The organism is uncultured Algibacter sp., from assembly GCF_905480415.1.
In the GTDB taxonomy this organism is placed as follows: Bacteria; Bacteroidota; Bacteroidia; order Flavobacteriales; family Flavobacteriaceae; genus Algibacter_B.
In genome coordinates this window covers 1-13,175 of record NZ_CAJQQI010000191.1, presented here as the reverse complement: position 1 = coordinate 13,175, position 13,175 = coordinate 1, and the positions used below count along the sequence as shown (strand labels likewise).

General features: G+C 32.2%; 13 protein-coding genes and 1 other RNA gene. 7 read left to right on the top strand and 7 right to left on the bottom strand.

Annotated elements, in window-relative coordinates:
* Window positions 1-80 precede the first annotated feature (80 nt).
* The 3 genes from QZ260_RS12870 to QZ260_RS12860 form a co-directional block, all read right to left on the bottom strand.
* On the bottom strand, window positions 81-344 hold the full coding sequence (locus QZ260_RS12870; protein WP_365969688.1) for a DUF2752 domain-containing protein: 264 nt from the start codon (window positions 342-344) through the stop codon (window positions 81-83).
* A gap of 80 nt (window positions 345-424) precedes the next feature.
* Window positions 425-1,939, bottom strand: a complete 1,515-nt coding sequence (locus QZ260_RS12865) for a T9SS type A sorting domain-containing protein (RefSeq protein WP_295986913.1) — start codon at window positions 1,937-1,939, stop codon at window positions 425-427.
* Window positions 1,851-2,189: a hypothetical protein gene (locus tag QZ260_RS12860; RefSeq protein WP_295986912.1), complete on the bottom strand. Its 339-nt coding sequence runs from the start codon at window positions 2,187-2,189 to the stop codon at window positions 1,851-1,853. The genes QZ260_RS12865 and QZ260_RS12860 overlap by 89 nt, the downstream gene beginning before the upstream one ends.
* Before the next feature lie 262 nt (window positions 2,190-2,451).
* On the opposite strand from QZ260_RS12860, the gene QZ260_RS12855 reads away from it, so the two are divergent.
* The gene (locus QZ260_RS12855) at window positions 2,452-2,640 is read left to right on the top strand and encodes a hypothetical protein (protein WP_295986910.1); all 189 of its coding nucleotides are present in this window, start codon (window positions 2,452-2,454) and stop codon (window positions 2,638-2,640) included.
* Window positions 2,641-2,642: 2 nt separating this feature from the next.
* A complete protein-coding gene (locus tag QZ260_RS12850) occupies window positions 2,643-3,200 on the top strand; it encodes a Smr/MutS family protein (protein ID WP_295986908.1) in 558 nt (185 codons plus the stop codon).
* A 2-nt stretch (window positions 3,201-3,202) separates the two neighbouring features.
* Here the strand turns inward: QZ260_RS12850 and QZ260_RS12845 are convergent, their stop codons facing one another.
* Window positions 3,203-4,126, bottom strand: a complete 924-nt coding sequence (locus QZ260_RS12845) for a hypothetical protein (protein WP_295986906.1) — start codon at window positions 4,124-4,126, stop codon at window positions 3,203-3,205.
* A 141-nt stretch (window positions 4,127-4,267) separates the two neighbouring features.
* On the opposite strand from QZ260_RS12845, the gene QZ260_RS12840 reads away from it, so the two are divergent.
* Window positions 4,268-5,410 (top strand): cysteine desulfurase family protein, encoded by a 1,143-nt coding sequence (locus QZ260_RS12840; protein WP_295986904.1) that lies wholly within the window; start codon window positions 4,268-4,270, stop codon window positions 5,408-5,410.
* Between the two features lies 1 nt (window position 5,411).
* Here QZ260_RS12840 and QZ260_RS12835 read toward each other — a convergent pair whose 3' ends face one another.
* Together QZ260_RS12835 and QZ260_RS12830 are read right to left on the bottom strand one after the other, a co-directional pair.
* On the bottom strand, window positions 5,412-7,931 hold the full coding sequence (locus QZ260_RS12835) for a carboxypeptidase-like regulatory domain-containing protein (RefSeq protein WP_295986901.1): 2,520 nt from the start codon (window positions 7,929-7,931) through the stop codon (window positions 5,412-5,414).
* Entirely contained in the window at window positions 7,885-9,570 is a 1,686-nt protein-coding gene (locus QZ260_RS12830; RefSeq protein WP_295986899.1) for a M23 family metallopeptidase, read from the bottom strand. Before QZ260_RS12830 ends, QZ260_RS12835 begins: the two co-directional genes overlap by 47 nt.
* Window positions 9,571-9,746: 176 nt before the next feature.
* Between QZ260_RS12830 and QZ260_RS12825 the strand changes: the two genes are divergently transcribed.
* The 4 genes from QZ260_RS12825 (at window position 9,747) to rny (ending at window position 12,164) form a co-directional block, all read left to right on the top strand.
* A complete protein-coding gene (locus QZ260_RS12825) occupies window positions 9,747-10,037 on the top strand; it encodes a hypothetical protein (RefSeq protein WP_295986897.1) in 291 nt (96 codons plus the stop codon).
* 15 nt (window positions 10,038-10,052) lie between these two features.
* Window positions 10,053-10,346 (top strand): cell division protein ZapA, encoded by a 294-nt coding sequence (locus QZ260_RS12820; protein WP_295986895.1) that lies wholly within the window; start codon window positions 10,053-10,055, stop codon window positions 10,344-10,346.
* 54 nt (window positions 10,347-10,400) lie between these two features.
* Window positions 10,401-10,531: non-coding RNA, 6S RNA (gene ssrS / locus QZ260_RS12815), on the top strand.
* A gap of 58 nt (window positions 10,532-10,589) precedes the next feature.
* On the top strand, window positions 10,590-12,164 hold the full coding sequence (gene rny, locus QZ260_RS12810; protein WP_295986894.1) for a ribonuclease Y: 1,575 nt from the start codon (window positions 10,590-10,592) through the stop codon (window positions 12,162-12,164).
* Between the two features lie 67 nt (window positions 12,165-12,231).
* Here the strand turns inward: rny and xerD are convergent, their stop codons facing one another.
* The gene (gene xerD, locus QZ260_RS12805; RefSeq protein ID WP_295986916.1) at window positions 12,232-13,128 is read right to left on the bottom strand and encodes a site-specific tyrosine recombinase XerD; all 897 of its coding nucleotides are present in this window, start codon (window positions 13,126-13,128) and stop codon (window positions 12,232-12,234) included.
* Window positions 13,129-13,175: the final 47 nt, after the last annotated feature.

The window sequence follows — 13,175 nt, the reverse complement described above, 5'->3', positions numbered from 1 at the left end:
CAGCATCCGATAAAAGATATTATACCTAAAACAATACTAATTGTGGCGTTTGGTAATTTTTGTTGTTCCATGTGTTAATTTTAATTGATTAGTTTAATAATATAACTTATAATAATTGTAGATACTGTAAGTATGGCAAGTACTCCAATTATCTTATTTGAATTTTTAAATTTAAATAAAATATTCAAGCCAACATATAAAAAAAGAGCAATTAAGCTATAAACGGCCGGATACATATTAAAAGCAGCTGTAAATTCACCCTGAAAAATTAGAGCTAAGGCACGCTGTAAGCCACAACCCATGCATTCAACTCCAAAGAGTCTTTTGTTTAAACAAGGTAACATATAATCTTCCATATTAGAATAAGCCAAATTGTAATAAGCTAAAATACTAAAAGCTACTTAGGAAGTAAATAGAAGAATTATTAATTTTTGTTACTAACCACAATTTTTTTACTAAAAACAGTACGGTCTAGCAATTCAATTTTCACAATATATATACCCGAACTTAATGATTTAGTAGAAAAGGTATATTTTCTTTTCGATGAAGAAATACGTCCATTCATTACTTGTTTTCCTGAAACATCAAATAAACTAAATGATTCAATTTCAAGACTGTTTTTGTTTACTAACTTGAGTTGAGATATACGATTATTCTGAAATATCTTAAGACTACTTATTGTTTCTTCAGAATTACTTAAAACACTATTATTAAAAGTAATTTCAAACCGATTCGAGTATAGACCGCTTTCCAGATTAATTTCAAAATCTTGATTTTTTAAATTAATAAAAATGTCAGTTTCTAAATCGTGAATATAAATAGGTTGGTTTTCATTAAAATTTTGAATATCTGCTATTCTAACCTTTAGACGCATATCTGTAACCAGATTAATGGTTAAAGGAATTTTTAGTGTTTTATCAAAAGGAAGTACTTCGGCCAAATACCTGTTTTTGTTATTACTTAAATACGCATCAGAAGTTAATATATTACCCTCACTTATTTTTGACTCTAAACCATAATCAAAATCTAAAGAAGCAGTAGGATGAAAGGTTTCAACCAATTGTCTTGTATAAACATTGTTGAAATCAACATTCAACCTAAAACGTTTATAATCTTCAGGAACTACTGAAAATCTATTATTTGTTTCTGTTGTTTTATTCTTTTTATTGGAAGATTTAAAAAATTCGCTGTCGGCTGCCGTTTCTTTGGTGTAAGAACGGTGAGCATTTTTTGCTATAACCACGCCATTTGCAATGCCTTCTACCATAAAACCTTGACCTATTGGTATATATCGTCTAGCGGTTTTACTTCTAGCGCCGGTATTACTAATATTAATTGACCCATCCCCGTTGTAAGTATTAAAAACAGCAGAAATAAATGTTTCAACAGTTCCTGAGGCATTTATAGTGTAAGTTGCATAACCGCCATTATATTCATTTAAATAGTGTGAATTTGTGCTAGGATCTTGTTCCCAATAATGTAGCGTACCAGTTATCGTAGTTCGGTTATTAGTATCCCAAATATATGCGCGCGCATCCAATGCAGATGGGTAGGGGTTTCCTGTTAATGTAAATTGATTATTCAAAACACTAACTGAGATTGTACCGTTATTTGGCTTTCCCCTAAAATCATACCGCTGTGCATCTCCAGATCCTATGGTTCCTTTCATTGTGAAACCTTCTCCAGGATTGACGTTTGTATTACCTTGAACATGAACCCAATCAGCATAGTTATCAGAAGCAATAAATTTCCAAACCCAATATGGTTCGATATTTAAAGGACTTGAAGTTCCATTATATGAGGATGTGCTGGCAAATGTGGCTGGTGTTGAATTAATTAAACCCTTAGCATCATTTAAAAACGAAATACCAAAGGGATTGTTTATAGAGTTGTTCGTTTTGCTTCCAATAAATAGGCGAGCACCAGTAATTATATTCATGTTCACCAATATTAGCTTCTTGGTAAACACTTAATTCTCCAAGACCAGAGTTCCCTTTAGTTCCTGAACCTTGAATGATTTGAGCTTCATCTCTTAAATAGATTCTACTATTGGCTTCATTTAGATTGATGTCATCTTCAATAAATACGATTTCATCGTTTACAAAAACGTAGGCACTATTACGAACCGAAAGTTGAGAAAAACTTAGGTTACACAGAAACAGAGCTAAAACGATTAATTTGTGATGCATGCAATTTTGGGAATTAATGCGCAAAGATATTAAAAATTGTAGCAAACAGCGTATTTTGTCGATATTAAATGGTTTTTATCGATATTTTTTCGAGCATATTAATAAATATTTAGGACTATAAAATCTAATTTTTAGCGTAATTTGCTTGCTTAATTAGTGTTACTTTTTAATATGAAACATTCATAGCTAAAAGTTCAAAACCAAAGGTAATGATTACATGGATGCTATATGTAACGAATAAAAAACATTAAGTAGAATTCACATGAAATATTTAAATTATATTCTAATTATTGTTGGAGCTTTTGTCGCTATGTATGCTAAAGTGGGTGCTGACCAAAACCAATATATCTTAATAGGAGGTATCGTTTTATTAATGATAGGTATTTATAGAGTATCGAAAACGATAGCAATTAGAAACAATGACGATTTCAATAACCCTGAACAGGAATAGCTATGAATTATAAATTGGGGGATCATGTATTGGTATTAGATGAAGATTTGTCTGGCGTTATAAAACAAATAACTGACGATACGATTTCAATTGAAACTGAAGATGGGTTTTTAATTGATTTTAAAAGCGACGAGTTGGTTAAGAAACAAAAAAAGCAGGATTTAAATTCTGAACTGTTTTTACATTCTGATATAAGTGCTGTTGTTTCAGAAAAGGAAGCTCCTAAAAGAAAGCAACAAACTAAAAAGAGAGCCAAAGATAGATATGAACCTACCATGGAAGTAGATTTGCATATCAATCAATTGGTGAATTATTCAAAAGGGATGTCAAATCATGATATGCTTACACTCCAATTAGATACTGCTAAGCGAAAATTAGATTTTGCCATTAACAAGCGTATTCAAAAAATAGTGTTTATACACGGTGTAGGAGAAGGCGTTTTAAAAATGGAGCTAGAATATTTATTTGGGCGCTATGATAATGTAAAGTTCTACGACGCTAATTATCAAAAATATGGTTTAGGAGCTACCGAGGTTTATATTTACCAAAGTGTTTCTTAAAATTAAGGGAAATCTGGTGTTATTGTTCTTGTTTCGGATGTTGAACTATCTTCTAAAACACCAAAATCAAAAACATCAATAGAAATTAATTCTAAATCAAAATCAGAAATTGTAAGTGTAACCACATAATTTTGAGTTATACTATGCTGCCTATAGGATGTAGCAACTGGAGTTTCTAAATTAGCAACATCTTTATTCAAATAATCTGGTCCGAACTCGCTAACTGTAATATCATTTGCTGGATTTTGGTCTTGACTGTCATTTTCTTCATCCCTTGTGTCAATACCGTCTCCATCATCATCAGTATCTAAATAATCTGGAGTACCATCAGCATCAGTGTCTTGTGCGTCACTTAAATCACCATCACCATTTGGATCTGGGTTTTCATCTTTAGTTAAAATATTATCACCATCATCGTCAGCATCAATATAATTAGGTAACCCATCATTGTCTGTATCATCGTCATCCAAGTCACCATTACCATTTCTATCTTCTATACTAGCAGGAACATCATCATTATCATCTTCAGTTAAAATCGTTTTTAAATATGCAGTACCGCTGGTGCTGATATCATCTTTTGTGATATTAACTTCGGAGTTTGGTATAGCGTTACAAAATAAATCACTAGGTAAAGTAGTGTTGCTGTATGTACGGTAATTAAAAGGGTTTGAAGTACTTAAAGTATATGTGTTTTCAAAAATGCCTAAATCATCAACATTAAGTATATCATCTAACGTAACGTTATTTAAAATTAAGGATAATGATTCAGAGGGGTCGTTTTTAGTTTTGTAAAAAACTAAATAGGTATCGCCACAAACATCAAAAGTGTTTTCAAAATCTAATTTAAAATCAATAATATCACCATCATCACAAGAATTTAAAGACAGGCAGCTTAATGCTAAAAAAACAAAAAATAATTGACGCATTGTAATTTGGGTTTTAAGCAAAAATAATGGAATTGATAATTATAACGTAGCTTATTGATAATAATTTTATTTCGAGTATTTTTGAAGCTTGGTGGCTTTTAAATTATTGATTGGCTTTTATCCACAAAAAGAATAAACATTATGAACTCAGTATATTTTGATAATGCAGCTACTACGCCTATTAGCGCAGAAGTTATTGATGTTATTTCCGAAATCATGAAAAACAACTTCGGTAATCCTTCATCTTCACATAGTTTTGGACGGTCTTCAAAGGTCTTGTTAGAAAAATCTAGAAAAACTATTGCCAGTTATTTAAACGTGTCTGCAAGTGAAATCATCTTTACTTCTGGAGGTACCGAGGCTGATAATTTGGTATTGAATAGTGCGGTTAAAGATTTAGATGTAACTCATATTATTATTTCTAAAATAGAGCACCATGCTGTTTTGCATACTGTTGAAAAGTTACAGCGTGATTTCAATATCAAAGTAAGCTATGTAAAATTAGATGAATTCGGTAACATAGATTTTAAGCATTTAGAAAATTTACTTCAAATAAAAGCCAAAACTCTTGTAAGCTTGATGCATGTAAATAATGAAATAGGGAATATTCTGGATATTAAACGAGTTGCAGATTTATGTAAGTTAAACAATGCGCTTTTTCATAGTGATGCCGTTCAGTCTGTTGGACATTACAAAATGGATTTACAGGATATTCCGGTAGATTTTTTAGCAGCATCTGCCCATAAATTTTATGGACCAAAAGGGGTAGGTTTCGCTTTTGTTAGAAAGAACTCTGGATTAAGACCATTAATTACAGGAGGTGAGCAGGAGCGAGGTTTGCGTGCAGGAACAGAAAGTATTCATAACATTGTAGGTATGGAGGTTGCTTTAAAAAACGCTTATGATAATTTAGATAAAGAGACCGGTTACGTCAAAGAATTGAAGCAATATTTTATTGATGGAATAAAAAAAGCTATTCCAGAAGTAAAGTTTAATGGTGGCTCTTATAGTCTAGTTAAGAGTACATATACACTTGTTAATATTCGCTTGCCAATAGCTCTAGAAAAGTCAGCAATGTTATTGTTTCAATTAGATTTAAAGGGTATAGCTTGTTCTAAAGGGAGTGCATGCCAAAGTGGTAGCTCTCAAAATTCGCATGTGTTAACCGAAATTTTAAATGATGATGATTTACAAAAACCATCGATTAGGTTTTCTTTCAGTATATATAACACAAAGGAAGAAATTGATTATGTTATTGGTGTTTTAAAAGAATTTATTGAGTAATTTAAAACTTCATTGTCGTTCTAACATTAAAAACACGAGGTGTTAAATAATTAGGAATAGCAATTTGTCTTTTACTGCTAACATCTCTTACCCAAGTATTTGTAATGGAGTTTTGAACGTCAAAAATATTGAATATTTCGAAACCGAACGAAAGGGCTTTAAAAGGTTTTTTCCAACCGGTATTAAACGTTTTTTCTGAATCCACTAAAACATATTGTAAACCTAAATCGGCACGTTTGTATGACGGGAGCCTGTTCTGAAATTCATAAGGGTCAGCGTAACTGGGAGATCCTCCAGGTAAACCTGTATTAAAAACCAAGTTTAAGTACATTTTTAAATTTGGCATATTTGGCACATAGTCTTGAAACAACGCTGCGAACTTTAAACGTTGGTCTGTAGGACGAGAAATATAGCCTCGGTTATTAATGTTTTCTTCGGTTTTTAAATATCCAAAACTAAACCAAGATTCTGTCCCCGGAACAAATTCACCATTTAATCGCATATCCAAGCCATAAGCATAAGCTTTAGAGCTATTATTAGCTCTATAACGAATACGAACATTTTCAAGCGTGTACGGATTAACATCTGATAAGTTTTTATAATATACTTCTGATGTTAACTTAAAAGGTCTGTCCCACATTTTGAAACTATAATCGTTTCCTAAAACTAGGTGAAATGATTTTTGAGCTTTTACATTGGGTTGAATTGCGCCATTAGCATCACGGAGTTCCCTGTAAAAAGGAGGTTGGTAATACATACCTGCAGCAAGTCTAAAAAGCATATCTTTTTCCCAATATGGTTTTATAGCAAATTGCGCACGTGGACTAAATACAGTTTGATTGGATGATGAAATACCATCGCCACTAACAGACCAACTATGAGCACGAACTCCCGCATTATACCAAACATCGCTTGTTCCTAATGTGCTTCGTTTGCTCCATTGACCATAAGCTTGTAATCTGTTTATTTGTGTATTGTTAGTAGATCTAACGTTTTGAAAAGGTTCTAAAGGACCAGAGAAAGATTCATAAGGTTGATCATTTGGAAATGTTCTTGGAGGTCTTACTGAAAAACCTGCTGAATCAATAACTTCCCATTCAATCAAACGGTCTCTAATATCTTCATTTGTATATTTTACAGACCATTCAAATCTATTGTCATTAACTTTAAAATCACCTTTATGCTCGATGTTGGTGATAAGTGCGTCTAAATCATTTCTTCCATGGTTAAGTTGACTGCCAATCCCTTGGCTAAATTCAACTTCACCTAAATTTTCATCTCCTATATTGCTATTAACTTCACCTAATCGATACTGAGCTAAAATATCAAAGTATTCTTCTTCTGTGGTGTGATATGTTGATGCAATTAAATGAAGCGTTAAATCATCATTTACAAAATAAGAACCTTTAAATGCACCGAAAAGTGTTTGGTACCTGTCTTTTTCTTGCCCATCATAAAACACGAGTAAGGCCACAGGATCGCTTAATGTTCCAAAATTAGTTTGACGTGTTTGTGGCTCAAAATTGTATTTGTTTATAGAAGCACTCCCTAAAAAACTCAAATAAAATTTATTAGAAAACTTATAGGTGAAATATGCTTGTGCATCCGCAAATGTTGGTTTAAAATTAGTCTCAGTTTCCTTAGCATTCACTAGAAGACTATTGTCACGATAACGAAGCCCAACGATACTAGAAAATTTCGAGTCTTTACTTAGGTTTTCAACAGAAAGACTTCCACCCAGTAAACTTAGGTCAGCATTAACTTCAAATTGATACGGGTTTTTATAAGTGATATCTAAAACTGAAGACAATTTATCGCCATACTTAGCTTGAAAACCACCGGATGAAAAATCTACATTTTGAACCAAATTGGTGTTTACAAAACTTAAGCCTTCTTGTTGTCCAGAGCGCACTAAAAACGGACGATAAACTTCAATGCCATTTACGTAAACTAAATTTTCATCATAATTTCCACCACGAACAGAATACTGTGTACTTAACTCATTATTATTGCTAACTCCTGGTAAGGTTAAAAGTAAATTTTCAACACCAGCATTAGCTCCGGGTATTTTTCTAATAACCTCTGATTTTAGGGTTAAAATACCTTCAACTTCTTTTCGTCTATCACCACTAACAATAACCGTTGCTATTTGTTCAATAGAAGTACTCATTACTGGGTTGAATTCAAACTGCTCACCATTCTTTAAATTAAAAGTACTCACCACCTTTTTATGAGAAAGGTGTGTGAATTCTATAGTAATTTCTTTGTTGGCAGGGATTGTAATGATATAAAAACCGTTAGTATTGGTCGCGGTTCCGTTATTATCAGTTTTTACGTTTACCTTTTCAATAGGTTGATTATTTTCATCTAGAATAATCCCTTTTATAGTAGCATTTTGAGCAAAACTTAGCGTTAATACTGAAAAAAATACTATAGTGGTTAGTAGTTGTTTTGCCTTCAAAAGTGTAAAAAGTTTATTTTCTGTAAAATAACGTTTCAAAAGTAGAATTATTTCCAACATTATCGGTAACAATTACCTTTAAATTGTTTTTAGTGTCTGTTATGACGCTATCATTAAAATCGTGAGTAAGTGTTTTTGTTTTGTAATCGTACTCCATTAAAATCCATTTTCCATTTATGGTAGCTCGATAATTTGATATTCCTGAGTCTTCATCATCAATTTTAACTTTTAAAAATCGGTACTTACTTAGCCATTGCTTACTCTTAAAGTTTACAGAAGAAATAGTCGGTTTTAAATTATCCATAGCAAGTGCGTAGGTACCTAATTTTTTTGTCTTTGCTATTAATAAATGGTCTTTCCTTTTAGTGTATGTGTAAGACGCGTAATTTTTATAACCTACTAATCTTGCAATGTAGAGTTTGTTTTTGTCTTCATTTGAATATTTGCTTATATCATAAGTTATGGTGAAATTCTTTTTAGCAGCCTTAACATCTTTGTGAAGTTTGAGTGTGTCATTTTTTACTTCAAAATCTAAATAAAAATCGTCATAAAACGTGTCTTTGTAAAAATCTACAGAAACAATACCTTCTTTTAAATCCGTAGTTTGATTGGCTCTAATGAAATATGGCGTAACTTTTTCTTCCTTAAGTTTTACGGTATTGTTTTTTGCTCCTTTTATATGCACAGTAACCCAAGATTCATTATTTTTATAATCAGCCACTCTTATTTTGTAGATTGAATAGGTGCTATCTTCAACTTTAATAACACCATCATTAAGTGTTGATTTAAAAAGACTTAAGGGGTTGTTTTTTCTGAATAATTTTTGAATACGTTGTTTTTTTGCAGAAAAGTGTTCGTAATCAATGAGCTGATTAATGTGTTTTGTTTCATCAAACGAAAATCGTTTAAAATCTATTTCAAAATTTCTACTACCATTAATAATTGTTCGTATGTTATAAACACCGTTTGAGTTTGCTGCTAAGTCTTGTCTATCGTAAGTACCAATGCCAAAACCTATATTTCCTATGGCTTCAATACTTTCAGCAGTATAATCGCCGTTTTTCAAAGGCGTTAATCTTAGTTTCTGTTTTACATTTGATGCATTTATAATTGAATTTTTATCTAAAGGATAGACGTAAACAGATTTTATTACAGGAGTGCTCGTGTCTTTTATATCAAACCCAAAAAGCATTGGATTTATAGGGCGTTCTTGCTTATCTCTAATTTCAAAGTGCAAATGTGGGCCACCAGAACCACCAGAATTTCCACTGTAAGCAACAAGAGCGCCTTTAAGAATTGACAAATCTTCCGCTTTAGGAAATAACTCAATTTCATAAGTTTCTTTTCGATACTGATGCTTCTTTACATAAGCTTCAATGTTTGGTGAAAATTTTTGGAGATGGGCGTAAACTGTAGTATATCCGTTGGGGTGAGTAATATACAGTGCTTTCCCATAACCGTAATGCGATACTTTTATTCTACTTACAAAACCTCTCGCCGAAGCGTTTACTTTTAAACCTGTACGTTGTTGGGTTTTTATGTCTAAACCTGAGTGAAAATGATTAGAGCGTAACTCAGCAAAAGTACCCGATAACACCAAGGGAATGTCAAGTGGCTCGCTAAAATAATCTTGAGGATAATTGTTTTGAGCATCTAAAAAACAGGAAAAAACTAGAAAAAGGGACAGTATATATCGCATAAATATGTATTGTGGCTAAATTATTAATTTGATGTGAAAACACAAAGAATAAAACAAAAATCAAGCCATCTTGTTTTGAAAGAGGGGTAACCAAAGAAAATAAAATTTTATGATAAAACAATTGTAATTAATAGCTAGGTATGTTAACTTTGTGAGATAAGTATTGAATTTTGTAAATGAGTAATATTGAAGATATTGTAGATTCATTAGAAAACAAGATTAGTAAAGTATTACACAAACTAGAGCTTTTAAAACTTGCTAATTTGAAATTAAATGAAGAATTAGAGGCTTCAAAGCAAGAAAATTTAACCCAACAAAAGCACATTGCAAATTGGGAAGAAAAGTATGAAGCTCTTAAAATGGCAAATACAATACTTGGTAGTGACGATAATAAAAGAGAAACTAAGCTTAAAATAAACGCATTAATCAGAGATATTGATCATTGTATTGCTCAACTCGCTGATTAAAGTTAATTAAATTCAATGTCAGAAAAGCTTAAAATAAAGCTGTCTATAGCTAATCGGGTATATCCTTTAACAATTGAGTCAAGTCAAGAAGAAGGATTGCGTAAAGCAGCTAAAAACATTGAGGCAATGATCAAGCAGTTTGAGCAAAGTTATTCTGTTCGAGATAAACAAGATGTATTGGCCATGTGCGCTTTACAATTTGCATCTCAAGTTGAACAGAAGTCTATTGATAAAGCAAATGTAAGTGAGCATGTAGAAGAAAAGCTAAATGCTTTAAACGAATTGTTACATTCACATTTAGTCTCTTAACGTTCTTTAAAATAAATAAAAGTTACTGCCTACATTGGTTATTTTTTTTGATAAACTCAACGTTAATTCTTTAAAAAGGGTGAGTTTAAGTTGTAAAAGCATGCTGCTAGTGCTGAATTAATTTTCAGTATCTCGAGCAGACACTTGATCAGCTTGTTAGCCCTAAACTTGTTTTTAAGGAGTTTATACAAAACTTTATACTGGTGTAGGCTTTTTTATATACATAAATCAACTAAATTAAAGATGGATAAATCAATTATATTTGCAGTAGGCGGTGTTGTATTAGGGCTAATAATAGGCTTTGTAATATCTAAAATACTAGAAAAAAATAATGCTTCTAAGCTCGTAAAAGAAGCAAAGAAAAATGCGACTTTAATCCTTAAAGAAGCAAAAATTGAAGGTGAGACTCTTAAAAAAGATAAGATGCTTCAAGCTAAAGAAAAGTTTCTTGAACTTAAGTCGGAGCATGAAAAAGTGATTTTATCTCGTGATAAAAAAATGGCTGAGGCCGAAAAGCGCACCCGAGATAAAGAATCTCAAATTTCTAGTGAAGTATCTCGAACTAAAAAAATCAACGAAAGTCTCGAAAGTAAAATAAAAAACTACGATCACAAACTAGATGTACTTGAAAACAAACAAGAAGATGTTGATAAGATGCATAAAAGGCAAGTACAACAATTAGAAGTTATATCTAGTCTTTCTGCAGAAGAAGCTAAAGAGCAATTGGTTGAATCACTAAAAGGTGAAGCAAAGAATGATGCCATGGCTTATGTTCAAAGTGCTGCAGAAGAAGCCAAATTAACTGCTGAACAAGACGCTAAGAAAATCATCATAAACACAATACAGCGCATTGGAACGGAAGAAGCTGTAGATAATTGTGTATCTGTCTTTAATATTGAATCGGATGATGTTAAGGGACGTATTATCGGTCGTGAAGGACGAAATATTAGAGCTATTGAAGCTGCAACAGGTGTTGAAATTATTGTAGACGATACGCCAGAAGCGATTATCCTGTCATGCTTTGATTCTGTGCGTAGAGAAGTAGCGCGTTTATCGTTACATAAATTGGTTACTGATGGTAGAATTCATCCTGCTCGTATCGAAGAGATTGTTAAGAAAACTCAAAAACAAATTGAGCAAGAAATTATAGAAGTTGGTAAGCGTACAGTTATAGATTTAGGAATTCATAATTTAAATCCTGAACTTATTAAAATGGTAGGTAGAATGAAATACCGTTCGTCTTACGGGCAAAACTTGTTACAACACTCGCGTGAAGTAGCGAAACTTTGTGGTGTTATGGCAGCAGAATTAGGATTAAACCCTAAGATTGCTAAACGTGCAGGTTTATTGCATGATATTGGAAAAGTGCCAGATGCTGAAGCAGATATGGAAACTCCACACGCTATTTTAGGTATGCAATGGGCAGAGAAGTATGGTGAAAATGCTGAGGTTTGTAATGCTATTGGAGCGCATCACGATGAAATAGAAATGACAACCTTATTAGCCCCGGTTATTCAGGTTTGTGATGCTATTTCTGGAGCAAGACCAGGTGCAAGACGTCAGGTTTTAGATAGTTATATACAACGATTAAAAGATTTAGAAGATATTGCTTTCGGTTTTAACGGTGTTAAAAAGGCATATGCTATTCAAGCAGGTAGAGAATTGCGTGTTATTGTTGAAAGTGAAAGGGTAGATGATCAAAAAGCAGCGGATTTATCATTCAGTATCTCTCAAAAAGTACAGACAGATATGACTTATCCAGGACAGGTTAAAGTGACTGTTATTAGAGAAACTAGAGCGGTTAATATTGCTAAGTAAAATAGTTCAGAGAGGTTAGCAATCTCATAAATAGAATAAAAAAATCCAGCATTAGCTGGATTTTTTTTTATTTTCTGGGATGGTATTTTTCCACAACCTTAGTTAAATGACTTTTATCCAGATGAACATAAATTTCGGTGGTAGTAATGCTTTCATGTCCTAACATTAATTGTATAGAGCGTAAATCTGCATCATTTTGTAATAAGTGTGTTGCAAATGAGTGTCTAAAAGTATGAGGTGATATGTTTTTTTTGAGCCCTATTTTTTCAGTAAGTTGTTTTATAATAGTAAAAATCATGGCTCGGGTTAATTGTTTTCCTCGTCTGTTTAAAAATAACGTGTCTTCGTGCCCCGATTGAATGTTTAAATGGATGCGGATTTCATTTCTGTATATATTAATGTATTTCTGTGTAATGTCAATAATAGGAACAAAACGTTGTTTGTCTCCTTTACCAGTTACCTTAATAAAACCCTCATCAAAAAACAAATCTGATAGTTTTAGATTTATGAGTTCGCTTACTCGCAATCCACAACCATATAGCGTTTCTAACATAGCTCTATTGCGTTCTCCTTGTGGTTTACTTAAATCAATGGCTTTTATAATATGATCTATTTCTTCTTCTGATAAAGTGTCAGGAAGTTTTCTGCCTATTTTAGGAGATTCGATAAGCTCTAAAGGGTTGTCTTTTCTATAGTCTTCAAATACTAAATAATTGAAAAAACTTCGTAACCCAGATATTAATCTCGATTGAGATCTTGCGTTTACCTGTTTTGCAGCATCATAAATAAATTGCTGTATAATCTCAGAGGTTATATTTATAGGAGAATTGTTTATGTTGTTAGAATCAATAAAACCTATAAGTTTTTTTATATCAAGCGCATAATTATCTATAGAGTTTTTAGATAATCCACGTTCTATCTTTAAGTATAGTTGATAGTCTTTTAATGCATTTAACCATTTCATGTTTGTAAAATTAAGCATAAAAAAAACTACCATATGGTAGTTTTTTT